Annotated in this window: 25 protein-coding genes; 12 read left to right on the top strand and 13 right to left on the bottom strand. The window is 65.0% G+C overall.

All coding sequences use genetic code 11. The annotated features are described in order from the left end of the window. Window positions 1-272 precede the first annotated feature (272 nt). From ASE22_RS07175 to ASE22_RS07165, 3 genes are all read left to right on the top strand, one after another. Window positions 273-2,165, top strand: coding sequence for a strawberry notch C-terminal domain-containing protein (locus ASE22_RS07175; protein WP_235538143.1), 1,893 nt, complete (start codon window positions 273-275; stop codon window positions 2,163-2,165). Between the two features lie 126 nt (window positions 2,166-2,291). Then, window positions 2,292-4,400, top strand: a complete 2,109-nt coding sequence (locus tag ASE22_RS07170; protein ID WP_056356755.1) for a ParB/RepB/Spo0J family partition protein — start codon at window positions 2,292-2,294, stop codon at window positions 4,398-4,400. A gap of 128 nt (window positions 4,401-4,528) precedes the next feature. Further along, window positions 4,529-5,458, top strand: coding sequence for an ArdC family protein (locus ASE22_RS07165; RefSeq protein WP_235538142.1), 930 nt, complete (start codon window positions 4,529-4,531; stop codon window positions 5,456-5,458). Between the two features lie 92 nt (window positions 5,459-5,550). On the opposite strand, the gene ASE22_RS26135 is transcribed toward ASE22_RS07165, so the two are convergent. Then, window positions 5,551-6,099 (bottom strand): helix-turn-helix domain-containing protein, encoded by a 549-nt coding sequence (locus ASE22_RS26135; RefSeq protein WP_235538141.1) that lies wholly within the window; start codon window positions 6,097-6,099, stop codon window positions 5,551-5,553. 382 nt (window positions 6,100-6,481) lie between these two features. Here ASE22_RS26135 and ASE22_RS07155 point away from each other — a divergent pair, with 382 nt between their 5' ends. From ASE22_RS07155 to ASE22_RS26130, 4 genes are all read left to right on the top strand, one after another. Further along, a complete protein-coding gene (locus ASE22_RS07155) occupies window positions 6,482-7,117 on the top strand; it encodes a hypothetical protein (RefSeq protein WP_056356754.1) in 636 nt (211 codons plus the stop codon). Window positions 7,118-7,145: 28 nt separating this feature from the next. After that, window positions 7,146-7,754 carry a DUF6927 domain-containing protein gene (locus ASE22_RS07150; RefSeq protein WP_056356751.1) on the top strand — a complete coding sequence of 203 codons (609 nt, stop codon included), beginning with the start codon at window positions 7,146-7,148 and terminating at the stop codon, window positions 7,752-7,754. Continuing rightward, window positions 7,751-7,990: a hypothetical protein gene (locus ASE22_RS07145; protein ID WP_056356750.1), complete on the top strand. Its 240-nt coding sequence runs from the start codon at window positions 7,751-7,753 to the stop codon at window positions 7,988-7,990. The genes ASE22_RS07150 and ASE22_RS07145 overlap by 4 nt, the downstream gene beginning before the upstream one ends. Window positions 7,991-9,020: 1,030 nt before the next feature. Then, on the top strand, window positions 9,021-10,331 hold the full coding sequence (locus tag ASE22_RS26130; protein ID WP_156407242.1) for an IS4 family transposase: 1,311 nt from the start codon (window positions 9,021-9,023) through the stop codon (window positions 10,329-10,331). Window positions 10,332-10,425: 94 nt separating this feature from the next. Here the strand turns inward: ASE22_RS26130 and ASE22_RS07130 are convergent, their stop codons facing one another. From ASE22_RS07130 to ASE22_RS27550, 5 genes are all read right to left on the bottom strand, one after another. Beyond that, entirely contained in the window at window positions 10,426-11,373 is a 948-nt protein-coding gene (locus ASE22_RS07130) for an IS110 family transposase (RefSeq protein ID WP_056356746.1), read from the bottom strand. Window positions 11,374-11,892: 519 nt separating this feature from the next. Then, window positions 11,893-13,986: a malate synthase G gene (locus ASE22_RS07125; protein ID WP_056356744.1), complete on the bottom strand. Its 2,094-nt coding sequence runs from the start codon at window positions 13,984-13,986 to the stop codon at window positions 11,893-11,895. A gap of 5 nt (window positions 13,987-13,991) precedes the next feature. After that, window positions 13,992-14,420 carry a GlcG/HbpS family heme-binding protein gene (locus tag ASE22_RS07120; RefSeq protein WP_056356743.1) on the bottom strand — a complete coding sequence of 143 codons (429 nt, stop codon included), beginning with the start codon at window positions 14,418-14,420 and terminating at the stop codon, window positions 13,992-13,994. 1 nt (window position 14,421) lies between these two features. Continuing rightward, entirely contained in the window at window positions 14,422-15,468 is a 1,047-nt protein-coding gene (locus tag ASE22_RS07115) for a D-amino acid dehydrogenase (protein ID WP_235538140.1), read from the bottom strand. Further along, entirely contained in the window at window positions 15,453-15,833 is a 381-nt protein-coding gene (locus ASE22_RS27550; protein WP_235538139.1) for an FAD-dependent oxidoreductase, read from the bottom strand. The genes ASE22_RS07115 and ASE22_RS27550 overlap by 16 nt, the downstream gene beginning before the upstream one ends. Between ASE22_RS27550 and ASE22_RS07110 the strand changes: the two genes are divergently transcribed. Beyond that, window positions 15,832-16,791 carry a DUF2493 domain-containing protein gene (locus ASE22_RS07110; protein WP_056356741.1) on the top strand — a complete coding sequence of 320 codons (960 nt, stop codon included), beginning with the start codon at window positions 15,832-15,834 and terminating at the stop codon, window positions 16,789-16,791. The two genes, ASE22_RS27550 and ASE22_RS07110, sit on opposite strands and share 2 nt — an antisense overlap. A 46-nt stretch (window positions 16,792-16,837) precedes the next feature. Here ASE22_RS07110 and ASE22_RS07105 read toward each other — a convergent pair whose 3' ends face one another. Continuing rightward, window positions 16,838-18,406: a DUF262 domain-containing protein gene (locus tag ASE22_RS07105; RefSeq protein WP_056356739.1), complete on the bottom strand. Its 1,569-nt coding sequence runs from the start codon at window positions 18,404-18,406 to the stop codon at window positions 16,838-16,840. 811 nt (window positions 18,407-19,217) lie between these two features. Here ASE22_RS07105 and ASE22_RS07100 point away from each other — a divergent pair. After that, window positions 19,218-19,631, top strand: coding sequence for a single-stranded DNA-binding protein (locus tag ASE22_RS07100; protein ID WP_056356738.1), 414 nt, complete (start codon window positions 19,218-19,220; stop codon window positions 19,629-19,631). An 89-nt stretch (window positions 19,632-19,720) separates the two neighbouring features. On the opposite strand, the gene xth is transcribed toward ASE22_RS07100, so the two are convergent. The 4 genes from xth to ASE22_RS07085 form a co-directional block, all read right to left on the bottom strand. After that, window positions 19,721-20,494: an exodeoxyribonuclease III gene (gene xth / locus ASE22_RS07095; protein ID WP_056356735.1), complete on the bottom strand. Its 774-nt coding sequence runs from the start codon at window positions 20,492-20,494 to the stop codon at window positions 19,721-19,723. After that, a complete protein-coding gene (ligD, locus tag ASE22_RS27545; protein ID WP_235538145.1) occupies window positions 20,491-21,645 on the bottom strand; it encodes a DNA ligase D in 1,155 nt (384 codons plus the stop codon). Before ligD ends, xth begins: the two co-directional genes overlap by 4 nt. Window positions 21,646-21,655: 10 nt before the next feature. Beyond that, window positions 21,656-22,348: an ATP-dependent DNA ligase gene (locus tag ASE22_RS27540; protein ID WP_235538138.1), complete on the bottom strand. Its 693-nt coding sequence runs from the start codon at window positions 22,346-22,348 to the stop codon at window positions 21,656-21,658. A 109-nt stretch (window positions 22,349-22,457) separates the two neighbouring features. Further along, on the bottom strand, window positions 22,458-22,643 hold the full coding sequence (locus tag ASE22_RS07085; RefSeq protein WP_056356770.1) for a DUF3606 domain-containing protein: 186 nt from the start codon (window positions 22,641-22,643) through the stop codon (window positions 22,458-22,460). On the opposite strand from ASE22_RS07085, the gene ASE22_RS26125 reads away from it, so the two are divergent. Continuing rightward, window positions 22,630-22,944, top strand: a complete 315-nt coding sequence (locus ASE22_RS26125) for a DUF5818 domain-containing protein (RefSeq protein ID WP_235538137.1) — start codon at window positions 22,630-22,632, stop codon at window positions 22,942-22,944. The two genes, ASE22_RS07085 and ASE22_RS26125, sit on opposite strands and share 14 nt — an antisense overlap. Window positions 22,945-23,458: 514 nt before the next feature. Further along, window positions 23,459-23,623 carry a hypothetical protein gene (locus tag ASE22_RS27285; protein ID WP_200956573.1) on the top strand — a complete coding sequence of 55 codons (165 nt, stop codon included), beginning with the start codon at window positions 23,459-23,461 and terminating at the stop codon, window positions 23,621-23,623. An 85-nt stretch (window positions 23,624-23,708) separates the two neighbouring features. On the opposite strand, the gene ASE22_RS07070 is transcribed toward ASE22_RS27285, so the two are convergent. Next, window positions 23,709-24,386: an SOS response-associated peptidase gene (locus ASE22_RS07070; RefSeq protein WP_082591521.1), complete on the bottom strand. Its 678-nt coding sequence runs from the start codon at window positions 24,384-24,386 to the stop codon at window positions 23,709-23,711. Beyond that, a complete protein-coding gene (locus ASE22_RS07065; RefSeq protein ID WP_235538136.1) occupies window positions 24,379-24,765 on the bottom strand; it encodes a hypothetical protein in 387 nt (128 codons plus the stop codon). The genes ASE22_RS07070 and ASE22_RS07065 overlap by 8 nt, the downstream gene beginning before the upstream one ends. A gap of 253 nt (window positions 24,766-25,018) precedes the next feature. Between ASE22_RS07065 and ASE22_RS07060 the strand changes: the two genes are divergently transcribed. Continuing rightward, entirely contained in the window at window positions 25,019-25,411 is a 393-nt protein-coding gene (locus ASE22_RS07060) for a DUF3768 domain-containing protein (RefSeq protein ID WP_056356730.1), read from the top strand. Window positions 25,412-25,468 lie beyond the last annotated feature (57 nt).

Below are 25,468 nucleotides of genomic sequence, written 5' to 3'. Positions count from 1 at the left end.
CCCTATAGAATAATGTGAAGGACGTGGCGAAATGTTCCGCAGCTTTGCAGGACTACGCCGCGTTCCTCCGCATTACCGCTTCCTCGCGATAAGCGATCATTCACGCCAACCTCCGCGCCGCCCTCGATGCGACCCGCATCGCGGACAGCTTCTCGAAGGACACCTACAACAGCGGGGCCAAGGCCGCGGCGCTGTCGATCTTCGAGTCGACCAAGCAGCGCTTCTTCGGCCAACTCCTGATCGGCATGAAGCTTCCGTCACTGATCCCGGCCATGCGTGAAGATCTGGCTCGAGGCGACAGCGTGGTGGTGCAGCTCGTCTCCACCTCGGAGGCGATGTTGAGCCGGGCGCTCGCCGGTCTCGGTGCGGAAGAGCGCGCCAACTTGGATATCGAGCTTTCCCCGCGCGAGTTTCTGATGGACTATCTGACGGCCGCCTTTCCTGTCCGGCAGATGAAGACCTTCGTCGATGACACCGGCAAGACCCGGTCCGAGCCGATGGTGGACGAGGAAGGCCGTCCTGTACTGAGCCGGGAAGCCCTCCGGATGCGCGACGACATGCTAGAGCAGCTCGGGGCGCTGCCGATCGTCGGCTCGGCACTCGACCACATCATCGGACACTTCGGCACGGACGCCGTGGCGGAGGTGACGGGGCGCAGCCGTCGCATCGTCGTCGACATGGCCGGTCGCCAGCGGATCGAGAACCGCTCGCCGCGTACGAATCTCGCCGAGACCGACGCCTTCATGCGCGGCGCCAAGCGGATCCTCATCTTCAGCGACGCCGGCGGCACGGGTCGCAGCTACCATGCGAGCCTCACCGCCGAGAACCAGTCCCGCCGCATCCATTATCTGCTTGAACCGGGCTGGCGCGCCGATGTCGCGATCCAGGGTCTGGGTCGCACGCACCGAACCCATCAGTCGTGCGCGCCCCTGTTCAGGCCGGTTTCGACCGATTGCCGCGGCGAACGCCGCTTCATTTCGACGATCGCCCGCCGACTCGACAGCCTGGGCGCGCTAACCCGCGGTCAACGCCAGACCGGCGGCCAGGGCCTGTTCGATCCCCGCGACAACCTCGAAAGTGACTATGCCAAGGAGTCCCTGGAGACCTGGTTTCGGCTGCTTGCCGAGGGCAAGCTGAAGTCGGTCAACTTCGGCGACTTCCAGCAGCTGACCGGTCTCGATCTCGAAGGCGAAGGTGGCGGTCTCAAGGAGGAGCTGCCGCCCATCCAGCGCTGGCTCAACCGCATCCTCGCGCTGCGCATCGCGCTCCAGAACGCCATCTTCGACGAATATCTCGGCTTGATCGAGGCGCGCGTCGAGGCCGCCCGCGAAGCGGGCACGCTCGACCTGGGCGTAGAGAGCATCATGGCGGAGCGGATCACGATCCTCGACCGCACCGTCATCCGCCGCGATCCTGTCAGCGGCGCCGAGACCGAGATCCTCCGGCTCGAGACCGAGGAGCGTTACAAGCCCGTGGCGCTCGACCGCGCGCTGCGCATGCTCGGCGAGGACTCTCGCCCGATGGTCAACCGCAAGTCGGGCAAAGCCGCGATCCGGTGCAGCACCTACTCGCTGACCGATGACGATGGCGAGATCGTCCGCCGCTACGAGCTTGTACGCCCGACCCGCAATGAGCGCATGCGCCAGGACCTGCTGCTTGAGACGATGTGGGAAGAGGCGAGCGAGGAGGAGTTCTCGGCGCTCTGGTCGGCCGAGGTCGAGGAGATGCGGGGCAAGACCCGCACCAGCACTATCTATCTCGTCACCGGCCTCCTCCTACCCGTCTGGGACCGCCTGCCCGACGAGCATGTGCAGGTCTGGCGCCTGAACACCGACGAGGGCCAGTCGTTTCTCGGCCGCCTCGTACCGGCCCCGACCGTGCCGAAGCTCGCGGCCGCCTTCGGCATTGCGGCGACGATCACCGTGTCGGGCGAGGAGACCGCGAAGCATGTCATGAAGACGGGCGAGATCGGGACAGTCGGCACTTACCGGCTTAAGCGCAGTCTAGTCGCCGGCCAGCAGCGTCTCGAGCTGCTCGACTGGCCGCACACGCGCCTCGTCGAGCTGAAGGCCGCAGGCTGCTTCACCGAGATCATCCAGCACAAGACGCGGCTGTTCGTGCCTGTCGGAAGCGCGCCGGCCATCATCGAGCGCATCGCCTCCTGACCCGCCACAGGGCTTCTTCCCCGATCAGCGACAGGGAGGGGAGGGAGCCTTCGGCTTTGTGGGCCTGATGAGCAGGCTCGCGCGACCGTTGGACAACGGCGCGCCATTCCAGATGGAGTATGACCGATGATCCAGTCCGTGAAGGTCAAGAACCTCTCGCTGTCGAAGGACAACGTGCGCAAGTGCAAGCGCGCCGTGAGCGTGGAAGCCATGGCCGCCAGCATCGCAGCTCGGGGGCTGCTGCAGAACCTGATCGTGACCCCACTCAAGAAGGCGGGCACCTACACCGTGAAGGCGGGCGGCATCCGCCTGCGCGCGCTGCAGCTCCTGATTGAGCAGGGCACGCTCCCGACCGATCACGAAGTTCCCGTTCTCGTGCTCGCCGACGAAGGTAACTCGGTCGAGGCGAGCCTTGCGGAGAACTTCAACCGCACGCCGATGAACCCGGCCGACGAGTGCGAGGCGTTCAAGCACTTTATCGACAAAGGCTCCTCTGCCGAGGACGTGGCCAAGCGGTTCGGCGTCACCACCCGATTCGTCGAGCAGCGCGTGCGCCTTGCCGAGCTGGCACCCGCCATCTTCGAGGCGCTGGCCGCCGGCGAGATCAGCTTGGGCGTGGCTCAGGCTTATGCCGTCACCGCGGACACCGACCGCCAGGCTCGCGTCTTTGAGAAGATGAAGAACGCCTATTACGGCAACCAGCCCGACAACATCAAACGCGCCATTCTCAACGGCACCGTCAAGGCGAACGACGCCAAGGCGCGGTTCGTTGGTCGCGACGCCTATGTCGCCGCCGGCGGTCGCATCGAAGGCGACCTGTTCACCGTCGAGGCCGGCGACGAGAATTGGACCGACGTCAACCTCCTCGAGGAGCTTGCCGCCAAGAAGCTCGAAGCCGCCGCGGCTGAGCTCGCGCAGGAACAGGGTCTCGCGTTCGTGACGCCGATCGCCGCAACCCACGTCCCCTACGACATGGAGCGCCAGCTCCACGAGTTCCACCCCACGGCACGGCCCCTCACCGACGAGGAGCAAGCCCGCGTCGACGACCTGTCGGCCGAGAACGACGACCTGGCCGAGCAGCTCGAAGGTTCGCTGTCGGAGGGCTCCCCGGAAGCTGAGGCGGCGAACGACCGCGTTGAGGAGATCGAACGTGAGCTCGACGACATCGATGCCGCCCGCAAGGCAAACGACCCGGTCGTCAGGGCGCAGCTCGGCACGTTCGTCTACATCGGTGGCGACGGCCAGGCTCGCGTCCATGCGCGCTTGTTCAGCGAGAAACCGGTGGTCGATCCCAACGCGCCGATCGGCAAGCCTAACGGCAATGCCTGTAATACCGATAATGGCGGTGACGAGATGGATCATGGTCCCAAGCTCAGCGCGACCCTTGTGGACGAACTGGCGACCCAGCGCCGCCAGATTCTCGTCGCCCACATCGCGAGCGATCCGGCGGTCGCGCTCGACCTGACCATCTTCCTGATGGCGCAGGACGTGGTTTTAGCGAGCAGCTACATCCGCGATCATTCCACGCTGAAGGCAAGCGCCGCTCAGATGCCGATCTTCGCCTTCCGCGACGAAGCATCGATGGCGTCGCACACGATCGAGGATCAGCGTCAGCACCTCGACACGAGCTGGGCCGGATACACCACCATGTCCGAGCGCTTCGACGCCTTCCGGGCGCTCGACGAACAGGCCAGGGGCGCCTGGGTCGCCTTCTCGATCGCGCAGACGCTGGAGCCGACCCTCAACATCGCCGAGGGCGGCCGCTCGAACGGCTTCCACGACCACCTTGGCCGCATCCTCGGCATCCAGGTCGCCAACTGGTGGCGTCCGACGGCCGAAAACTTCTTCGGCCGGGTCAAGAAGGACGTCATGCTCGACGCGCTCCAGGAGATCGGGGGTCCGATCCTTCGCGGCCGCTATAAGGACGCGAAGAAGAGCGAGCTCGCCAGCACCTGCGCCTCGCTCTGCAACGGCCAGGGCATCGTGGAGGCCGAGATCCGCGAGAAGGCCACCGCCTGGCTCCCCGACGCCATGCGGTTCGACGCCGTCGAGAAGCCCGAGCGCATCCGCGCCAGCTCTACCTTCGTCACCGATGAGGGCGACGCGGATCCGGAGCAGGATGGCGACGACGATCAGGAAGATCAGGAAGATCGGGACGACCAGAACCTCGCCGACGACGACGATGGCGAGCAGCCGGTCGACAATCATCAGGAGGATTACAGCCAGGCGGCGTGACGCCTGGAGCCCAGTTCGAGGCGACTGGGGGCGGTACTCTTCGGAGTGCCGCCCCTCTTTTTGTGACCCGACACCATGCCTCGCCAATCGCGGGCGCGATGCGGGTCCGCCTCACCCAGCACAGGAGAATGATCGTGGCCAAGACCACCGACAAGCCCTCGCCGGCGGATATCATCACCAACACCATCATCGACAAGCTCGAAGCCGGGGTACGCCCCTGGGTGAAGCCGTGGCGTCCCGGGTTGGGCGGCCGCCCGCTCCGCGCGACGGGCGAGCCCTATCGCGGTATCAACTGCTTCTGGCTGTGGCTCGTCGCCGAGAGCGCCGGCTTCAACTCGCGGACCTGGATGACCTACAAACAGGCCCAGGCCCTTGGCGCGCAGGTCCGCGAGGGCGAACGCTCCCAGATCGCCATCTTCTACAAGTCCTACAGCAAGACCGTGGAGTCGCCCGTCACCGGCGATGCCACAGACGAGATGCGGCGCGTGCTGCGCAGCTACGCCGTGTTCAACGCCGACCAGATCGACGGCTTGCCCGACCGTTTCCATCCGACCCCGCTCAGCATCGCCCCTCCGGCTGACACGCTGCCCGAGCGAGCGCGGCGCTTCGTGGACGCGCTGCCGGCGACGCTCCACATCCGGGGCGATCGCGCCTTCTACGACCGCATCGCCGACAGCATCACCATGCCGGCGGTCGAGCAATTCTCGACGCGCGCCTATTGGGCATCGACCCTCGCTCATGAGGCCGGTCACTGGACCGGCCATGCCGACAGGCTCGATCGCGAGTTTGGAAAGAAGTTCGGCGACGAGGCTTACGCCTTCGAGGAGCTATGCGCCGAGATGACCGCCGCGCTACTCGGGGCGGACCTGGCGTTACCGACCGCCCACCTCGACGACCACGCCAATTACATCGGATCGTGGCTGCGCGTGCTGAAGCGCGACAACCGGGCGGTGATGACCGCCGCGGCCAAGGCCGAGGCCGCAGCCAGTTTCCTGCTCCGCGCCACCGGGCTCGCCGATGCCGAGGCAACCGACGAGCCGATCCGTGAAGCGGCGTGATCATGTCCGGCGCTCCGGACCTCCGCGCCTATTGGCGCTTCGCCGTCCCACTCAGAAGCTGCACAGCCAGCAACGTGGCTACAGCTTTAGATCTAAGCACGCGGAGCCAGCAGCTTCCACGTCTCTGAATTCACAGCCTCGGCCAACGCGATCATCGCTTCGATAGTGGGATTGGCGCGACCGCGTTCGATCAGCGAAATGTAATCGGCGGAAAGATCGGTTTTCTTGGATAGATCATCCTGCGTGAGGCGTGATGCACACCGTTCCTCCCTGAGACGTAGGCCGAATGTTCGCGCCGCCCCGCCAGCGGCCAGTCGCAGGCTCGGTCCGCGGGTGCCCGAGTCCGTCCCGACGCCCGTTCGATCGAGCTCATTTCGGGTGCCGCGCTGCTCGACCTCCTGGCGTCCAATGGTTCGGTCGCTGCCGATCAGACCAAGCCGTTCCTGAAGTTCCTGCACTTCGGGCGTGGCGAGCATCGCAGCAACTTGCTCGTCCGTCCGGGGAACCGGCATATTGGTCATCGCATCAATGGCACGCTGCAGGTGGATAGCCGCGCCTCGCTCACCCACGGAATCCAGCAGATCCAGCGCTCGACGGATCAAGTCCAGCGCCGCATGCAAGTCACGATCCCGCTCTACCATCACGCCTCCGCCCAGCGAAGCCGGCGGCACGCCCAGGAGCGTGCCGCGCTTCGGAACCGGGTGCTGAAAACCTAGGATAAGCTAGGCGCGAACGCCTTTAGGCCGGGTGGCCTTGGACATGCGCGTCCGCCACCCGGTCGATCGAACCGGCTCTTATCCCGCAAGGTTTTCAGGCCCCGACTACGTCACCGTAGCAGGGCGGGTGTTATCGGACTGACCCGACAAGCGCCAGCGGCCAGTGCGTTCCGATCTTTCCGCCGACGTTTGCGACGTCGTGGACCGAGTGGCTCGATGGCGGGATGGCACGCAATAAAGGCCTCCCGAGAGGAGAGGAAGCCTTCGGCCTGTTGGGCGCACCCCGGCGCCCACGGGAGCACAATCGATGTTCTACGACACGCTGTATCGCCACAATCAGGCTCTTTCCCCGGACGGCTTGGAAACGATTCCGGCCGCCCTTCATGCCCTCAACGCCGCGGTCGATGACTGCCGGCGTGCCGGCAAGCCGATCGCCAACGACGCGGCGATCATCCTCCTGATCCGCACCCTCGCCGACGCTGCCGAACGGTCCGCGCCTAGCGTGAGCGAGTTGCGACAGCGTTGCGTCGCCGACCGGTCCGCGGTCCTCGCCTCCCCTGCCCTCCTCGACATCGCCGGCAACAGCGTGGGCGGTGACTACCGCGCGAAACGGACCTTCCACTACCAGGCCCGGCGCGCCCTCGCCCGTCTCGCCGAGGCGATCGGGATCGATCCGGACACCGCCCGCATCAACAGCGCCCTCGGCGCCGACCATGAGGATGGAACGACCGAGCTGCGCCATGCCGGCATCGGCATCCGCGTCGTGCCCCGTAGCTTCCTCCCAGACAGCGAGATCAGCTTCAACCGCTGCCGGAACGGCGAGCCCGCGGGCAAGGTCCACCTCGCCCCGATCGCCGAGCTGCTCGACACAGCCGCGTTCGCGCGCCGGCTCGCATCCACCGTCGGCACCGTCGGGGCTCCGCCCCTCGCCGTTGCCGCCTGACCGCCCCTATTCTCGAAAGGACACCGCCATGGGATGGCTGTTCATGCGCGACCTCGGAGGTCACTCGACCGCCCGCGCCTATCTCGACAACCAGTTCACCTACACCCGAGACAATCACCGTCTGACGGTGCTGGCCTCCTCGATGGTCGGCAGCACCTATTATGCCGCCGCCGAGCGCATCGAGAATTCGGGCGAGCGGCAGGTTTTCGCGATCGTGTGCTTGACCAAGACCAGCACCGGCGCGCGTGACGGATGCACGTTCGGGTACAAGGACATGACCGAGCACATGGGCCCATGCGAGAGCGAGTGCCCCGCTTCGATCCTCGACGAGCTGACCGATACCGACAGCCAATATGCGCAGGCGTGGCGTGACCGCTGCAGGGCTAACCTGGTCCAGCGCAGGCTCCGGAACGCCAAGCCGACACCAAAGCCCGGGCAGACCATCGTCTTCGAGGAGCCCATGCGCTTCAGCGACGGCCAGGAGCGGACCCGCTTCGAGGTGGTTCCGAACCCGAAGGGGCGCACGCCGCTGTTCCGTGATCCGGAGACGCGATCCATCTGCCGGATTCCGGCGTTCAAAAATCGGTCCTACCGCCTGATCAACCCAACCGTTACTCCGACAGGGGCCACGTCATGAGCGACACGCCAGACAGGCGCGCCGCCGCCGTCGAGGGCGCCTTCGGTTTTGTCCTCGCCACCCGCGACCATGCTCACGGCCTGAGTTTCTGGAACAACGCCTACGGGTTCGGCCCGCTTTTCAACGCCACCGTCTTCAGCGAAGCCGAGGCCGGCCTCTTCGACGTGCCGATCGCCGACATCGAGCCGCAATGGCTGGCGATGCCTGTCCCGCTCCGCGCGGAGCAACGGCCATGACCCGCGCACCTGTCGTCGCCGCATGGGGCGCGGGCGTGGATTCGACCGCCATGATCGTCGAGCTCGCCGACCCGATCGACATGGTCCTCTTCGCCGATCCCGGCTCGGAGAAGGCCGGCACCTACGCTTTCATCCCGATCTTCCGGCGCTGGATGGACGACCACGGCATCTCCTCGGAAATCGTCTGCTACAGGCCACGCAACTTCAAGCATTGGCCGCCCTACGCAACGATCGCGGAGAACATGCTCACCAACGCCACCCTGCCGTCGGTGGTGTTCAATCGGGGATCGTGCTCGCAGAAATGGAAGGCGAGCGCCCAGGATACCTGGACGGCGGAATGGGAACCTGCCCGCCGATGCTGGGACGCCGGCGGCCGGGTGGTGAAGCTCATTGGCTATGACGCCTCCGCCCGCGACACGCAGCGTTATCATCACGCCATCGGGTGCGAGGATCCGCGGCATGAATACCGCTACCCCTTGCGCGAATGGGGTTGGGTGCGCGAGCGCTGCGAACAGCGCATCATCGCAGCCGGTCTCCCGCTTCCACCGAAATCGAGCTGCTTTTTCGGCGGAAGCATCAAGCCTGACGAGGTAATGGAGCTCTCCGCCGACGAGCTGCGCATCATCGTCCTCATGGAGGCGCGGGCCAAGCCCCGCCTCCGCAACGTCGACGGCTCTGGCGCCGCCCTGTTCTCGGGCAACGCGGCGCAACTGCGCGTCCCGGCAGCATCACCGAGTTCATACGGGAACGCGGCCTCCTGCCACCGGCCGAGATTGACCGGATCGTCGCAACGGCACCCACCAAGCTGCTTGCGTTCCAAGCGGCGCAGGCCGCCCTCCCGCTCGATCGACGAACCCCGATGGGGCGCTGGCTCGATGACTTCAACCGCGGCGCCGAAGCACTGCGCCAGGAGACGGCCCATGCCTAACCCGATCCTCAAACGCTTCACGGTCCAGGGAACCGGGGAGTTCCCCATAGGCGCTAACTTTGTGACTGGACGGTGTGAAGTGGTCTGTGATTCTTGGGGCAGATGGACCGCGAAACCCATCTTCACTCTGACGTCGCCTGGCAGGAAATGCTGGCACGTTTGCCCGATAGTCTGGATCTCGACAAAAGCGCGCGCGAGCATGATGCGCTGCGACGACGGCGGGCGGTGCGAGATGGCGCGACACTGCTCCGTCTTGCGCTCGCCTACGGACCGGGCGGAAAGAGCCTGCGGTCAGCAGCAGCTTGGGCAGGCGCATGCGGCATCGCGCAGCTATCTGACGTGGGTCTGCTGAAGCGGCTAAGGGGGGCGGACGGTTGGCTGAGCCACATCGCCGCGACCCTGCTTGCTGAGACCTGTTCTAATCGCCTTGGCGGTCGCCGGCTGCGTATCGTTGACGGCAGCGTGATCCGCTCTCCCGGTGGGGGCGGCACAGACTGGCGCCTACATGCGACCTATGATCCGGCGGAAGGCCGATTCAGCCAGCTCGAGATCAGCGATACACATGGCGGAGAGAGCCTGTCGCGCCATCGGTTCGAAGAGGGCGATCTCGTGCTGGGAGATCGCGGATATGCCCGAACGCCGGGATTGCGGCATGTGCTGGATATGGGCGCGGACTTTATCACCCGGATCGGATGGTCAACAATCAGGCTGCTGACGGCGGACGGCGCACGCTTGGACTGGAACGCAATCTATGCCGGAATGCAACCGGGCGAACTCGCCGAGCATGAGGTGCTGGTCGATCATTCCGGCCGCAAGGGTGAGCTGCGAGGAACATCGACGTTCCGTGCTCGCCTGGTCGTTCGGCGGAAGGATGACATATCGACCGTGCGGGCCCAAAAGGCGATACGGGACACTCACAAGAAGAAGCAGCGGGCGGCGCCGCATCCGCGACCGTTAACCGTGACCTCCGCGGGTTTCCTGCTGCTGTTGACCTCGGTATCGGCGCCGGAGATGGCACCCGAAGAAGTAGCCGAGACTTATCGCCTGCGCTGGCAGATTGAACTGGCTTTTAAGCGGCTCAAGAGCGGGCTCGGGATTGATGCGCTTCCAGCCCGTGACCCAGAGCTTGCCCGTTCTTGGATCGCGGCGCATCTCATCCTCGGACTGATAATTGACGAGGCTGTCGCCGATAGCCTTGCTTGTCACCCGACGACGCCGATCCGACCGAGCGCGCGCTCGTCGCTTTGGCGGCTACAAAATTTCCTCCGAGATGTCCTTTTAACCGCAATCATCGGAATGGCGCGGCTCTCCCGGATTGGCCACGTCCTTGCCGAAGCCGTCCGAAACCTGATCGAACCACCCCGACGAAGGCTTTCCCAATTCGCTCGGGTGCGCCTCCGATTGACATCGTAAATTGCCGAAAGCTTAGGCCTCGTTGTCCGAGGCTGGGTGGAGAGCCGACTGGCGGTGTTCATCGGAAAACTCGGTGCTAGAGTATCCGTTATGATCAAGCAGGTTTTGGTGCCCATGGTCGGCCTGCCTTGAGCAGCGAGTTTGCGAGGATGACAAGCTTCCGCATCACGGCTGTGATGGCAAGCTTGGGCGGTTTTCCGGCGGCCACGAGAGCGTTGTATTTGGCTTTCAGGTCGGGATTGAACCGGGTTGCGACGAGTGCCGGCATGTAAAGGGCATGTCGCAGTTCGGCGCGTCCGCCGCGGATGTGACGCTTGCCTCGATGCTGCCCGCTGTCGCGAGCGATTGGTGCGAGTCCGGCCAGCGATGCGACCTGCTTGCTGTCGAGAGTACCCAGCTCAGGCATGTCAATGAGCATGGCGATCGCGGTGATCTCGCCAATGCCTGGGATGGAGACGAGGACGTCGAAGCGCGCTGCCAGGTCCGGCTCGCGGGAGAGGCTGGCTTTCAGCTCGGCGTCGATCGCGTCGATCTGACGATCGACCTGGGCAAGCCGCTGCGCTGCCTGCCGCTTGAGCAGCGACGATCGGCAGACGTGCTCGCGGTTCTTTGCAGCAGTCCGGTCCTTGATCAGTCCGAGCCTGGCGACCTGCAACTCCTTCATGTTGTCGAGGATCTCGCTGGCGATCGGCCTCGACGGCAACTCGAGCAACGCGCCCATGCGCGCCAGCATCTCGGCATCGACGGCATCGGTCTTGGCGTTGCAGCCGATCGCTTCAGCGAAGCGCCGCGCCTGGCGCGGGTTGACCTTGGCCAGTGACAGGCCGGCGCTGCCGAGCCGCCGCTCGAAGCCGTGATGGTAGCGCCCAGTCGGCTCGAAGACGACGCGGGTGACGTGATGATCTCCAAGCCAACCCAGCAGGGCATTGAGGCCTTTGGCATCATTGGTGAACTGGCGGGCGATGCCCGCCGGGTGCAGGTGAACATCAAGCGTCGCTTTGCAGATGTCGACGCCGAGATTCTGGGCTACATTGGTTTCCATCTTTTCCAGGTCCTCTGCTTGTCATGCGGGCCCACAAGCCCACGTATCCGTTCAGGCCACAGGAAAAGAGAAGGGCGATCAGACTCTAGCTCGGTCCATCACGACCAGCGGTTTTGCGATCCGTCCCTTCCCGCCGCCGGCGAGTTTGCGGCTCGTCGGCGGCGGCCTATCCTCGCAGAAAGGCCGCCATCCTCATAAGACAAGCGGTTTTCGATCATTCTGCATCGTACCGGATGCTTCGAAGTAATTGCGCATTTCTCGGGCGAGTAGACCTCTTTTCGGCGGCTGTGGCCGAGATTGCCGTAGCCGTGATGCATGCCGGTTCGGGGAGCGGTGCACATGGCGTTGAGCCACGGCGTCCTCATGGTTCTCCTGCCGCTAACCCGCGATCAGCCCGAACTGGCGGTAGGCTGCGGGTCAAGGCCAGTTACGCAGGTATGACGCGCCACGACCCGCCCTTCTGGTCGTCGCCGCGACCCGCTCAACAACCGCGCGCATGCCGATCCTGCTTCCCGTCGCCTACCTTCGCTTCGCCAGTTCGCGATAGCGATGCAGCAACGGCTCCGTGTAGCCGTTCGTTTGCTCTAGCCCTTCGAACACGAGCGCGTGTGCCGCCTGAAAGGCGAGACTATCTTCCTCGTGACCCGCCATCGGCCGGTAAAGGGGATCTCTCGCGTTCTGCGCATCGACCTTTGCGGCCATGCGGCGGAACGCCGCGTTGATCTCCTCGGCACTCGCGACGCCGTGGAGCAGCCAGTTCGCCATATGCTGCGACGAGATGCGCAACGTCGCGCGATCCTCCATTAGTCCCACGTCGTGAATGTCGGGCACCTTAGAGCAGCCGACGCCCTCGTCGACCCAGCGCGAGACGTAGCCCAGGATCCCTTGCGCATTGTTCTCGAGCTCGTCACGCACCTCGTCGGGCTGCCAGTTCCGGCACGCCGCAATCGGCGCCGTCAGCAGCCTCTCCAGCGGAGCCACGAGTTCACGCCGGCGCTCGGCTTGCCGCGCGAACACATCGACAAGGTGGTAGTGCGTCGCGTGGAGCGTGGCCGCGGTGGGCGACGGAACCCAAGCCGTGTTGGCGCCGCTGCTGGGGTGGCCGATCTTCTGGTCGATCATGTCCGCCATCTTGTCCGGCGCGGCCCACATCCCCTTACCGATCTGCGCGCGGCCCGACAGCCCGCAGGCAAGGCCGATCTGGACGTTGCGATCCTCATAGCACGCGATCCAGTCGGAACTCTTCATCTCGCCTTTGCGGACCATGGCGCCGGCGCGCATCGAGGTGTGCACCTCGTCGCCGGTGCGATCGAGGAAGCCGGTGTTGATAAAGACGATCCTGTCCTTCACGGCATGGATGCAGGCGGCTAGATTCGCGCTCGTGCGCCGCTCCTCATCCATCACCCCCACCTTGATGGTGTGCCGCGCAAGTCCGAGAAGGTCCTCTATCGCGTCGAACAGCCGGCTGGTGAACGCGGCCTCGTCCGGACCATGCATCTTGGGCTTCACGATGTAGATGCTGCCTGCGCGGCTGTTGGCGCGCGGACCATTCAGGTCGTGCATCGCGATGAGACTGGTGACGATGCTGTCAAGGATACCCTCCGGCGCTTCGCTGCCGCCGGGGAGCAGAATGGCGGAAGTGGTCATCAGGTGCCCGACATTGCGCACGAACATCAAGCTGCGTCCCGGCAACAGGAGCTCGGCACCGTCTAGCGCGACGTAGCGGCGGCTCGCCGCCAGCCGGCGCGTCACCGTTCGGCCGTCCTTCTGGAAGCTTGCCTCCAGGTTGCCCTTCATCAGGCCGAGCCAATTGGCGTAAGCCGCTACCTTGTCCTCGGCATCTACCGCCGCGATCGAGTCCTCGAGGTCCGCTATCGTCGAAAGCGCCGACTCGAGTACGATGTCCGCTAGCCCGGCGGGATCGTCGCGCCCGATCGGATGAGCACGGTCGATCGCCAGCTCGATATGCAGCCCGTTGTGGCGCAGCAGCAGATGCTCGCCGGCACGGCCCACGAGATGCGAGGGATCGGCAAGCCTGGGCTCGCCGCCGGTCCAGTTCGTCCAACTCCCGTCCGCCAACGGAACCGCGCGATCGAGGAACGCTTTGGCCCAAGCGATCACTTGCGCCCCGCGTGCCGGATCATATCCCGCGCCTGCCGCGGCCCCGGCAATGGCGTCGGTGCCGTAAAGCGCGTCGTACAGGCTGCCCCAGCGCGCGTTGGCGGCGTTGAGCAGGAAGCGCGCGTTGAGGATGGGCACGACGAGCTGCGGCCCCGCCATTGTAGCCACCTCGGCATCGACATGAGTAGGCGCGATCGTGAACGGCGCGGGCTCCTCGACGAGGTAGCCGATGTCGCGCAGGAAGGCATGATAGGCGGCCTGGTCGATCGGCCGGCCGCCGCGCCCGGCATGCCACGCGTCTATCTTCGACTGCAGTACGTCGCGGACGGCAAGCAGCGCTGTGTTTTCCGGTGCAAAGCGTGCATAGATGAGGGCCACGCCCTGCCAGAAGCCGGCAGCGTCGATGCCCGTGCCTGGCAACACTCTCTCCTCGATGAAGGTGGCCAGCGGCGCGGCGACGGCGAGGCCAGCTTTGTCGATCCTGCTCGCCATCGTGGCTATTCCTGCGCCTGGAGGCCGGCGGCGGCAATGCCGGCAAGGGCGCAGGTTTCGTCATTGTCGCTCGTGTCACCGGTGACGCCGACCGCACCGATCGGATTGCCGCCCTCGGCGACGACGATTACGCCGCCGGCCGCCGGCACCACGCCATGCGGCGCGATCGGACCGAGCGCGCCTACGAAGACCGGGCGCTCGTTCGCCATGTCACCGATCTTCCGGCTAGACACGCCCAGCGCCAGCGCGCCGCCTGCCTTTCCACAGGCGATCTGCGGGCGCAGCGTCGAGGCTCCGTCCTGACGTTGGAAAGCAATCATGTGTCCGCCCGGATCCAGAACAGCGACGCTCAGCGGCTTCAGCCGCAGCTCGCCGCCTCTGGCCAGCGCTGCGGCGATGATTGTGTTTGCCCGATCGAGCGTCAGCGAGGCCATGTCATCTGCTTCCTAATTGTTGGTCGATCTGTGCGGCCACGAGGTCGGCCGTGGCGGCGGAGAGCGTCCAGCCGAGATGGCCATGGCCGGTGTTGTAGAATACCCGATCGCTTTTGCCACGGCCCACGCGCGGCAGCATCGTCGGGGTCATTGGCCGCAGCCCCGCCCACGGCACGATCGACGCTGTCGACATACGTGGGAATAGGCGTTCGCACCAGCGGACCAAGGGTCCGATTCGATCGGCGCGGATGTCCCTGTTGTCTCCACTAAACTCGGCCGTGCCGGCAACGCGGAAGCGGTCGGTGCCCAACCGGCTGGTCACGATCTTGGCGTCCTCGTCGAGCAGGCTCACGATTGGTGCGGCGGCGCGGCTGGCCTCGTCGCCCAGGCCGACCGTGATTGAATAGCCCTTGACTGGGTATATATTGACGCGATCGCCGAGCATCGCCGCGATCCGCCGGCTGGCAATTCCAGCACAGACGACGAGCGCATCTCCGGCGACGGTCTCGCCCTCTCCCTCCAGCCGCACCGACACGCTTTCGCCGGACGCATGCACCTCGGGGACACCGGCGCCGTGGCGCATTACCGCCCCGCGCCGTTCGCATGCTTGCGCCAGCCCGCGGGTGAACTTGTGGATGTCTCCGGTCGAATCGGAAGGTGTGAAGAACCCTCCTTCGAAGGTGCCGGGCAAGGCGGGCTCGATCGTCATGATCTCTGCCGGTGACACGGGGTACCGATCGAGCCCGGCCTCGACCAGCAGCGCATTGGCGATGGCAGCCTTATCGAACGCGGCGCGGTCGTGGTATAGGTGGAGGATGCCGCGCCGCTCGAGATCGAAGTCGAGGCCTTCCTTCTCGGCCATGCGGAAGAGGTGTTCGCGCGCCGCGATGGCGATGCGTGTAGTCTCGATCGTATTGGCGCGGTAATTGCGGATCTGCCCGATGAACTCGGCAAGCCAGGAATATTTATGGAAGCTGGGCCGCGGGCTCATCAGGAGCGGCGCATCGTGCCGAAGCATCCACTTCATGCCCTTCAGGATCGTCGCCAACTGTTCCACACCTCAGCATTGCTAGCGGAAAGCTGGCCACCGTTGGCGAACGAGGTTTCCATCGCCGGGTAGCGATGCCGGTCCACCACCGTCACCGTATGGCCTCGATCAAGCAGGGCGTAAGCCGTCGTCACCCGACGCCGGCGAGCCTCCCCGCCAGAGGGATGCGGCACATGGGCCGCCGCGAGACGTCCGCAACCCCGAAAACCGGGCCGAGTTGCCGCTTCGCGGCTGCCCGCACCACCCCGGTTTTTGGGGTTCCCCTCGGCTACGCCTCGGTGCGGCCGCCTCTTATTCGGCGGCCCAGGAGGTGCGCATCCGGCGGATAGGCCGCCGGCTAGATCAGGTGAAAGGCTCCAAGCCATGACCACGTCCCTCGCCGCCGCGCTGTCGGCCCTCGAACTCGGCCATCTCGAACCCCGACCCGAAGACCTTTCCGGAATGGCCCCGCCTCCGACCGAGGCGCTCGATCACACAACCACCGCCATCTGGAGCGACCTGTTCGCCACCCTCTTCAACACCTCGCTCGAGCGTGACATCGAAGAGCTTGGCTGGGGCCTGGTCAACCTCTTCCACCGGGCCGCAGCTAAGAAGCACGCGACCATCGACCGGCTTACCGACGAGATCAGGCTTCTGCTGGCCGAACAGGATGGCTCCGAAATCAACACCTCCAACCTCGAGGAGAAGATCGACCTCGCCAAGAAGATCGAGGAAGCCGCCGCCTGCTACGAGCACATGCGCGACACCGCGGCAGCCCATTATCTCCGCGAGACAGGGCGTTCCTGGATCCCCGCGACTGGCAACCGCATCTCCCTCGGCGTGACCTCGGCGATCGTCGACGGCCAAGCTTTCCTCCGCGCGCGCCGCGAGCGCATCCGCGATGCCAACACAGCGCAGGGCACCCCCGTCGTGTTCGCCGGTGGGCGGCTGACCTTCAAGTCGGACGACGAGATGAAGGCGTTCGGGGACAACCTGCTTCGCACCCTCAACGCCGTCCGTGAGCGGGTGGGCGACATGTACCTTGTGCATGGCGGCGACATGAAGGGAATCGAGCGCATCGCAGCGTCCTGGGCCGAGCAGCACGGTATCCAGCAAGTCCGCTTCGGGCTCGACCGCAAGCTCGGCGACCGCGCCGGCTTCCGCCGCAACGAGCAGATGCTCTCGCTGAAGCCCCGCTACGTCATCGCCTTCCAGGGCAACGGTGTGACCGAGCGTCTCGTAATCGACGCTAAGAAAGCCGGCATCCGCGTCGTCGACCGGCGTGGCCTACTCGGCACGCCGCCCGCCGCGCTCAACTCTCAGAGCGACCGCAAGGTCGCCTGAGGCTTCCGTCTCGGCCGCCGGGAAGCCGGCGGCCTTTGCCTCACCATCAATTAGCGACGGTGCTGTTGCAAAACGGATGCTGCATCATGGAGTTGTCGAGCGAACCCGTTCCTCCTTCTCGCTTTGCTTTCCGGTGTCCCACTTGCATTCCGTTGTGATGGAGGAAACCCCCACAGGTCGGGCAGGTTGGCGCGCTGGGTAGAGCATTCTGAATGAACGCGGCGCCCTTCGTATCGCGAGAAAATGCATTGTCGCCAGAATCGAGGAGATCCTCCGAAGGCGTGATAAAGAAGGCAAAGCCCTCCTCGCTGCCGAGCGCCGTAGCTATGGCATCGACGCTCTTGCCTTCTTGTAAGTCAGCCAGAACACGCCGGTAGAATGCTACCAGCCGAGGCCTGCTTCGACTGCCGCTCCCAAGTTTTCGCACTGCCTCCGTGTGCCCCCGGTGCGTCAGCAGGAACTGTTCGAAGGCCTGCCGGACCCTCGTGAAAGCGAGATACTGCGGAGTGTCCCAGTCTTTCATCAATTCAACGAATGCAAGCAACGCTCCCGGTTGGAAAGTCCCGCTCTTTGCATAGAAGTAAAGAGCAGGATGCAGACCAAGTGACGATGCGTGATTAGAACATAGCCGCCATAAAACTGCCCTAGTCGCCTTTAGTGACCTTTCCGTATCCGCTCCCGTTTCATCGACAGGAAGGTCGTCCTTCACCACTCGCCGGTTGTTCGCATCTGCAGCCGAGGCCTTGTTAATTAGGTTCACTAGATCAAACACAAAAGGCAGCGTTTTCGGGCCATAGCCACTCCCGCCCAGCGGCACATCAAGCGTCTTGATAGGCGCCGATAGCGCAGGCTCAAAGAGTAGCTGGTAAGTCTCCCGGCCCATCGCGCTGATGCTACCCTGTACTGTTTCGCTGAACTTGTTCCAATACCTGTTGCCCGTTCCACCGCGCATGATAGCCCGCGCCGACAGCGCGCTTGCGGAGCTTCGCGCCTTTAGAATGCGCTGTTCAACGACATCGATCTTTGTTCCGCCCTGATTGATCCGGAAGAACGACTTTTCTGCCTTGTCGTGATCAGCGTTGCGGATCCATTGCGCTTGGATCTCTTGCCATCCGATCCGAGCTGCGCGCTCGGCGACTTCCACCCGAGCATTCTGGGGGTAGTCGATGGCCATTTTGTGATCTTGGTAGGAGCCGACCGTCGCCGAGACGAGCTCCCGCGTTCTCACCGCTGCCCTCCGCTGATCGTCGGAGATGAAATCTTGGAAATACCCGCGTGAGACTACTCCATCGCCATAGTCATCATGCACCCACGCAATCAGAGCGCTCAATCGATGCGCCCCATCGATCACAAAGACATCTTGCCCGGCCCGCCACAAGATCACCGCGGGGATGAGATCGCGGCGAAGGAAGGTTGAGATTAGGTCGGCCACCTGTTCAGGGCTCCAACTCGCAGTCTCGCGCTGGAAATCAGGTTTGCGAAGTGCCGGATACAAGAAGCCCTTTGGCTCCAATCCGGTGACGGACAGCGAGCTTATGTCTTCGCCCTCTTCCCCGCGTGCTGCCAAATCTGCGCGCTTGATCAATGCGTCGAGATTCACGGTGCTTGTCGCCAATGCATCACTCCCTGTTACCCGAGGGTATACGGAGGGATCGGAGAGGGGAAACGAAACCGGAGCTCTCGCTCTCGCACGGGCGATGCAGTCAGTGCCGAGGGTTCCTACTTATCATGGGGACGGGCGAGCGATGGAAGCGCTATCGAGCCCGGTTTCGCGAAACGCTGTTGAGCGCACGAACTGGCCCGGCGCCGCCCCGGCCCACCTGCCCCAGTCAAGGGCATGGCCTTCTTCACCGGCGTCCGCGAGCGCGCGTGTGCAACGACTCGCGGAGGCGGAAGCACCACCGACAGATCGGCGCCAGGCTCTGAACCGGTCGGTCCAGCGGGGGGGGGGCGGATGGGCTTGGATGCGGACCCCTTCTCCCGTTCGACACGCACGATCCGGGCCACGATAGTAGGAATGACCAGCGCCAGGTCCACTCCCGGCGGCAAGGTCCCCCTGTAAGAGCCCACGCCGGGTATCGACACCGATCGCGCGAGAACTGGTTTGGAGCCCTGAACGCTGTCGGCGGATGGGTTGAGCGACGTGAGGTCAGCCGGACGGGGAGGATCAACACCCCGGTTCCCCTGTCTCTGTCCGGCCGTAGGGGTCCATCCCCTCTCTTTGCTGAACGACCTAAGCCGGCCGTCCACCGGCTCCAACCCGCGATCATACGGGCCGAGTTGCCGCTTCGCGGCTGCCCGCACCACCCCTTTGATCGGGGTTCCCCTGCGCGTCTGCGCCGCTGCGGTGGAGCCGCCGTCCTGGCCGTCTTTGACGGTGTTCAGTCGAGGGGACGAACCCCCGGCGAACAGAAAAGGACCTCGAAATGCAGAACCTCGTCATCCTCGCCGGCAACGTCGGCGCCACACCCGAGACCACCACCACCCAGGGTGGCACCAAGATCACCAAGTTCAGCCTCGCGACCTCGCGCCCGAAGCGCGACAGCGAGGGCAAGGTCCAGAAGGACCGCGACGGCCGCCGGGTCGAGGACACCGAATGGCACCGGATCACCTGCTTCAACGGCGTCGGCAAGACGGTCGCCGAATATGTCGAAAAGGGCCAGAAGGTGATGGTCCGCGGCCGCATCCACTACACCCGCTGGACCGACCAGGAGAATATCGAGCGCTACGGCGTCGAGATCATCGCCGACGAGGTGACCTTCCTCTCCTACGGCAAGTCCCGCCAGCAGCAGGGCCCCGCCCAGGACGACAACCTCGGCGACGACGACATCCCCTTCTGAGGCCCGGATCGGCCCGGGAGCTTCGGCTCCCGGGCCTTTTCACGTGGCCGGCATCGCTTGGACCGTCGCGGAACGCTCGCCGCCGATCCTCAACCCTTCAGCTCCACCCAAACCGGCGCATGGTCGCTCGTCTTTTCCCAACTTCGCACATGTCGATCGACCTGGGCGTCGACGAGCCGCTCGGCCAATGGCGCACTCAGCAGCAGATGGTCGATGCGCAGGCCGGCGTTGCGAGCGTAGGCGTTCCGGAAATAGTCGAAGAAGGTGTAGATGACCTCGCCCGGATGACGCGCGCGCAGCGCGTCGGTCCAGCCCTGATCGAGCAGCCGAAAATAGGCCGCCTTGGCCTCGGGCGCGAACAGCGCATCGTCGAGCCAGCGCTCGGGCTTATAGACGTCGAGATCGGTCGGCATGACGTTGAAGTCGCCGGCGAGCATCACCGGCAGCCCGGACTCCCACAGCCCTGCGGCATGCTCGATCAGCCGATCGAACCATCGCAGCTTATAGTCGAACTTCGGCCCGGGCTTGGGGTTGCCGTTCGGCAGATAAAGCCCGCCGATGATGATGCCGTTGACCGCCGCCTCGATATAGCGGCTCTGCACATCATCCGGCTCGCCGGGCAAACCCCGCCGCGTTTCGTGGATCTCTCCGACGCGGCTTAAAATAGCCACCCCGTTCCAGCTCTTCTGGCCGTGCCAGATCGCGTCGTAACCGAGGTCGCGGATCGCCTTCTCCGGGAACTTCTCGTCGGGTGCCTTCAGCTCCTGGAGGCAGACGATGTCCGGCTGCTCCTCTTCCACCCAGCGCAGCAGCACCGGCAAGCGTCCATTGACGCCGTTCACGTTGTAGGTCGCGATCTTCACAGGTCTGGCAGCACCTGGTCGGCTCGCCCCCAGCTGGAAAGGGCCTTCGAGCTTGCGCGCTTGACCAGCTCCGCGGCGTCGCCGACGTGCCAGTGTGCCGGGCTGTCGATCGTCTCCATCTCCTTCCAGCTGATCGGGGCGGCGACCGGCGCGCCCGAGCGCGCCCGTACGCTGTACGGCATGACCGCGGTCGCGCCCCGCTGATTGCGGAGATAGTCGACGAAGATGCGGCCCTTGCGCTGCGCCTTGGGCAGCGCGGCCGTGAAATTGGCCGGATCGCTTTGAGCGACGGCTTGGGCAAGCCGGTGCGCGAAGCTCTTCACCTCCGGCCATTCGGCCTTCGGTACGAGCGGCGCGATGACATGGATGCCCTTGCCCCCAGTCACCATCGGGAACGTCTCGAGCCCAATCGACTGAAGGATGTCGCGGAAGTGGAACGCGGCCCGGCGCACCGCCTCAAAGTCGAGCCCTTCGTCCGGGTCGAGGTCGAAGACCAGCCGGTCGGCCTTTTCGACATCCCCGATCCGTGACCCCCAACCGTGGAACTCGATCGTCCCCATCTGGACGCACGTCATCAGCCCGTCGGCGGTATCGAGGTACAGATACGGCTCCTCGTGCCCGTCTTTCTCCGATATCGCGACGTGGTGCACGGTGTCGCCGAAGCTGCCGGCGTCGTGCTTCTGGAAGAAACACTTCTTGGCGCGGCCCTGAGGGCATCGCACCAGGCTGATTGGCCGCGAGCCCACCCATGGCAGCATGATCGCGGCGACTGCCGCATAATGGTCGGCGAGCTGGCCCTTGGTGATGCCGGAATCGGGATCGATGATCCGCTCGCGATTGCTGATCTTCACGGTGCTCGTGGCGGGCGCGGTAATCTCGGCGACCCGCGCCTCGGTCTCGAGCACAACGGCCTCCGGCTTCTTGTCCGCGCGCAGGCCAAGATAACTGGGATGCCGCAGCGTCCCCTCGTTGGTCATCTCGGTATAGGCAATCTCGGCGACGAGTTTGGGCTTCAGCCAGTGTGCGCCGCGGACTTCCGCGCGCGGCGCCTTCACCGTCGCCTCCGGCTGCTCGAGCGGCACCATGATCTCCATGAGGCGGAGCAGCTCGCGCGCGTCGAACCCGGTGCCGACCTTGCCGGCATAGCGCAGCTCGCTCTGATCATGGGATCCCGAGGATCAGTGACCGGAACGAGCGCGACTTGTCGGACGGCGTCCAGCCGACGATCACGAACTCCTGCCTCTTGGTGCACTTGGCCTTGAGCCAAGCGCCCGAGCGCGAGCCGATATATTTGGCGGTGGCGAGCTTGGAGATCACGCCTTCGAGGCCGGCCTCGCAGAAGCTGTTAAGCAGCTTCTCGCCATTGCCCTCGATGTGCTCGGAATAGCGGATGCGCGGATTACCTTCGGGCAGGATCGCGCGCAGCTTCTCCTTGCGCGCGGTGAGCGGCAGGCCGGTCAAATCCTCGCCGTTCAGTTCGAGCAGGTCGAACGCATAGTAGTCGATCGAGGCGGGTGCGCCCTTCAGGGCACCCTGCAGCGCCTGGAAGTTGGACCGACCATTCTCGTCCATGACGACGGCTTCGCCGTCGATCAGCGCGGAGCGGACGTCGAGCTGGGCGGCGTCCTCGACGATGCCGCCGAACTTCTCCGACCAGTCGAGCCCCGAACGCGTATAGGCGCGCGCCTCTCCGCCCCCGACCGCGACCGCGAGGCGATAGCCGTCATATTTCATCTCGTGCAGCCAGCGATCGCCTGCCGGAACCGTGTCGACCAAGGTCGCCAGCTGGACCGGCCGAAACGGCGGCGGCTTGAGCGCAGGCGCGGCCCGGCGTCGGCCGCCGGACTTTGTCACGGGCCTATGGGTCTCGGGGATGGACGTGCGCGCCATCCGGGTTTCAGGTCACGTGCCTCATCATCAAGAGACTCTCACGACCGGGAAGTCGTTCCAGCTTCGTAGAGGCTTACTTCTTCAGCTTCGCGGCGGCGGCATTTAACTTGTCGCGATCGTTGCCAACCTGCTTGATCAGATCTTGTGCCTGCTCCTTGGTGATCCCGTGCTTGCGCGCGAAGTAGCTCACCTCGTAGCCTTCGCCACCGGCAACCTTGCTGCGATCGGCAGCACCTCTCTTTGTCTTGCTGTCAGCCATCTTCATCTCCTCTGCTCAACGTGAATCCATGAGCACACCGTCAGTTCCGAATGGCCTCGGCAGAGAGCTGGCGCTCGATTATGCAACCGGGATGGCCAGACTGGGTAGCCGGATCGAAGAGACAGGTTTGCTGCTGCGGGAGGGCGATACGTATCTCCTTCGCCGCGACCTGGGCGGCCGCTTCCGGTTGGATATGCGCCGTGTCGGACCGCCTGCCGCGGGCCGGCGAATGCAAGTCACCGGTGTGTTGGTCGAAGATGATCTCATCGACGTATCGGCCATCGCTCCAGAGCAGGACTGACGCGAGGTCTGTTGAGGCCACCAAGCAAGTGCTGCCGTCTCCCGGCTGACGCCGGACCGCGCTCTATTCCGCTTCGCTCCACCGAGCCCCTCGCGGGTCTCGGCCCATGCGGGTGACGATCGACTGACGGGGCGTGCACGCGGAAACTTCTTTCCGGAAACGGGCAACTTCTTTCCGCCGGAACGATCAGCGAAGCCGCCGGCACGCGCAACTCGCCCTGGATGAACAGGGGTCCCGAACAAGCGGCCTGGCACAGCAGCCAACGTCCGCGCAAGGTCGACGTCACCGGCGATCCAGCCGCGAGCATGACGCTCCCGCCGGCAGGGTTCACCCCGCTCTTGGAGGCGTAATCCTTGGTCCGGCTCGGGGCCTTGTACGATCAACCCGCAAGGGGTCCGGGCGCTTCGCTACGGCTTTCTTGCCTGCGGCAACAAAGTGATCGCGGCCCCTCCCCGGCCTGTCGGGCGCCTGTCGAGCGGGGATGAACCCCGCCGGCTTCACAGGAGCCTCGGACATGTTCAACGATATCTGGATCGCCCGCAAATCCGCTCTCAGCCTCGCCCGGACCCTTATGGTCGCCACCATGGTCATCGCCGTCGGGACCCAATACGCCGTCATCACCGCCGAAGATCACGACAGCTCGCTTACGATCGTCAACGAGTATGACCCCTTTGCGTGACGCCTCCGGGGGGCCTTCGGGCCCCCCTACCCTGCCGTCGTTGCCGAGGGGCCGTGGCGGGCATCGAACCCCCGGCCCCACCTGCTCAGGCGTCTACCTCGATTAAGTCGCCACGTGGCGTCTCGACTTGATGGTGCATCGGCCCCGGATAAGGCCGCACCAGCGCCAGCGCCTCCTCCGCGGTGCCGTCGAGCCAGGTGAGCAGATCGCACGGCTGGAGAATGACCGGCATCGCCTTGGGATGCCATGGCCGGACGATCTCGTTGGGCTCGGTCGTACCGAATGCGAACGCCTCGCCGCGCTCCGTTGGCCGCCACAGGCCCGCGAAGAAGCCGATCGGCTGGTCGGGCAGCGAGAACCACATCTGCCTCGGCAGATTGTCGTCCCCCTTCCCGCCCTCCGGGTGCGGCTCGGCGAAATGGGTGAACGGTACGATGCAGCGCCGGTCGGGCACGTTGAGCGAAGGCTTCCACATGCTCGATGACAGATTGCGGGCGTTGGTCACATATTTGTCGAGCTTGATCTCGGGATTGCGTTTGCTCGGGATCTTCGTCGGGAAGCCCCACTCCATCAACATCATCTCGAGCGGCCGGTTGCCGCCCATCGAGCGACGGATGACCGGCCCGTGCCGCGCGGTTTTCTTGCCCGTGGGGAAGATCTCACGCGCGGGCGGAAACACCGCGTCGGGAGCAAAAGGCGGATCGAACCCGCATGCGCGCATCACCGCCGCCTGCTTCGCCGAGATCCGGTAGCGGTTACACATGAGGGCGCGGCTCGGCGGCCGCAGCGCCGGCGGACGATGCTGCGGCGGGCAGCAGGTCGAGCGCCGTCCGCGTCGGCGCGAGCGTGTCGAAGCTCTCGACCAGCGCCGGATCGCGCAGCAACGCCGCCCAGTCGCGTCCATAGGTCCTCGACGCGACATAGAAGGTCGAGCCGATGCAGGCGACCATGCGGCACCGTTCCAACCGATCGAACAGCGAGTAGCCGGGGCCATGGCGCGCCACGATGTCTTCGAGCTCAACGCGGAGCAGAGTCCCGCACTTTGCGCACCGGCTGCGCACCAGGGCGTTCATCCGCAGCATCGCGCCGGCGCTGTTCATCCAGCGCGGCCACAGGGCGATGATGTCGGCTCCGGTCTCCATGGCGCAGACGATAGCTCCCGCTCTCCGCGTCCGTCCAGCGGCTTGGCCGACGGCCAGGTCTCTCGCCTGCCGCTGATGCGAGGGGCGCTTTTGGGCTCCGACGTCCTCGCCGGTTCGCTTCCCCACGCAAGCCCGCAAGCGGGCTTCTCCACTTCGTTGCGACCCTGCGGGTGCGCGGGCGCGCTATGCCCCGGCGGTCCTCTCGCCTGTCGAAAGGCCCCGATCGGCGGGGTCGAAGGCTAAGGAGACCATCATGGCCAAGCAGACGCCTCAATCCGAACGCCCGGAGGGCGGCCCCCGTAAAATCGCGCGCCTCAACGACTGGCTGCGCGAGCACATTACCAGCCCAGGAGCGAACCGGGTCGTGATGACCGCCGGCATCGCCGCCCTCATCGGCGACGTCACCCTGTTCCGCGGCTTCCACAAGCGCGCCGAGCTGATGCGGGCGGTCCGCGACTTCGACGCCTTCGACCACGGCAACGACCCGTATGGCGAGCATGACATGGGCTCGTTCGAGTTCGACGGCACGTCCTGCATGTGGAAGATCGACTATTACAACCGCGACCTCTCAGCCGGTTCGGAGGATCCGGCGGACTCGTTTCAAACCGTGCGCGTGCTGACGATCATGCGCGCGGATGAGCGGTGACACGTCGCGGCCCCGGCGCTCACCCGCCGGGGCCCTTGCTCCTGCCTGCCTAAGGAC

Origin of the sequence: Sphingomonas sp. Root720 (assembly GCF_001428605.1) — a bacterium.
GTDB lineage: Bacteria > Pseudomonadota > Alphaproteobacteria > Sphingomonadales > Sphingomonadaceae > Rhizorhabdus.
This window is presented reverse-complemented; position numbering and strand designations above follow the sequence as displayed.

Excerpts from the sequence above, each read along its gene's own strand:
- ASE22_RS07170 (WP_056356755.1), top strand. The coding sequence starts at position 2,292 with ATGATCCAGTCCGTGAAGGTCAAGAACCTCTCGCTGTCGAAGGACAAC.
- ASE22_RS07155 (WP_056356754.1), top strand. The coding sequence starts at position 6,482 with ATGTTCTACGACACGCTGTATCGCCACAATCAGGCTCTTTCCCCGGAC.
- ASE22_RS07065 (WP_235538136.1), bottom strand. The coding sequence starts at position 24,765 with ATGGAGACCGGAGCCGACATCATCGCCCTGTGGCCGCGCTGGATGAAC.
- ASE22_RS07070 (WP_082591521.1), bottom strand. The coding sequence starts at position 24,386 with ATGTGTAACCGCTACCGGATCTCGGCGAAGCAGGCGGCGGTGATGCGC.
- ASE22_RS07130 (WP_056356746.1), bottom strand. The coding sequence starts at position 11,373 with ATGGAAACCAATGTAGCCCAGAATCTCGGCGTCGACATCTGCAAAGCG.
- ASE22_RS07085 (WP_056356770.1), bottom strand. The coding sequence starts at position 22,643 with ATGGCTGACAGCAAGACAAAGAGAGGTGCTGCCGATCGCAGCAAGGTT.
- ASE22_RS27285 (WP_200956573.1), top strand. The coding sequence starts at position 23,459 with ATGTTCAACGATATCTGGATCGCCCGCAAATCCGCTCTCAGCCTCGCC.
- ASE22_RS07060 (WP_056356730.1), top strand. The coding sequence starts at position 25,019 with ATGGCCAAGCAGACGCCTCAATCCGAACGCCCGGAGGGCGGCCCCCGT.
- ASE22_RS26135 (WP_235538141.1), bottom strand. The coding sequence starts at position 6,099 with ATGGTAGAGCGGGATCGTGACTTGCATGCGGCGCTGGACTTGATCCGT.
- ASE22_RS27550 (WP_235538139.1), bottom strand. The coding sequence starts at position 15,833 with ATGGCTTGGAGCCTTTCACCTGATCTAGCCGGCGGCCTATCCGCCGGA.
- ASE22_RS07125 (WP_056356744.1), bottom strand. The coding sequence starts at position 13,986 with ATGGCGAGCAGGATCGACAAAGCTGGCCTCGCCGTCGCCGCGCCGCTG.
- ASE22_RS07100 (WP_056356738.1), top strand. The coding sequence starts at position 19,218 with ATGCAGAACCTCGTCATCCTCGCCGGCAACGTCGGCGCCACACCCGAG.
- ASE22_RS07110 (WP_056356741.1), top strand. The coding sequence starts at position 15,832 with ATGACCACGTCCCTCGCCGCCGCGCTGTCGGCCCTCGAACTCGGCCAT.
- ASE22_RS07165 (WP_235538142.1), top strand. The coding sequence starts at position 4,529 with ATGATCGTGGCCAAGACCACCGACAAGCCCTCGCCGGCGGATATCATC.
- ASE22_RS26130 (WP_156407242.1), top strand. The coding sequence starts at position 9,021 with ATGGACCGCGAAACCCATCTTCACTCTGACGTCGCCTGGCAGGAAATG.
- ASE22_RS07175 (WP_235538143.1), top strand. The coding sequence starts at position 273 with ATGCGTGAAGATCTGGCTCGAGGCGACAGCGTGGTGGTGCAGCTCGTC.
- ASE22_RS07145 (WP_056356750.1), top strand. The coding sequence starts at position 7,751 with ATGAGCGACACGCCAGACAGGCGCGCCGCCGCCGTCGAGGGCGCCTTC.
- ASE22_RS07150 (WP_056356751.1), top strand. The coding sequence starts at position 7,146 with ATGGGATGGCTGTTCATGCGCGACCTCGGAGGTCACTCGACCGCCCGC.
- ASE22_RS07120 (WP_056356743.1), bottom strand. The coding sequence starts at position 14,420 with ATGGCCTCGCTGACGCTCGATCGGGCAAACACAATCATCGCCGCAGCG.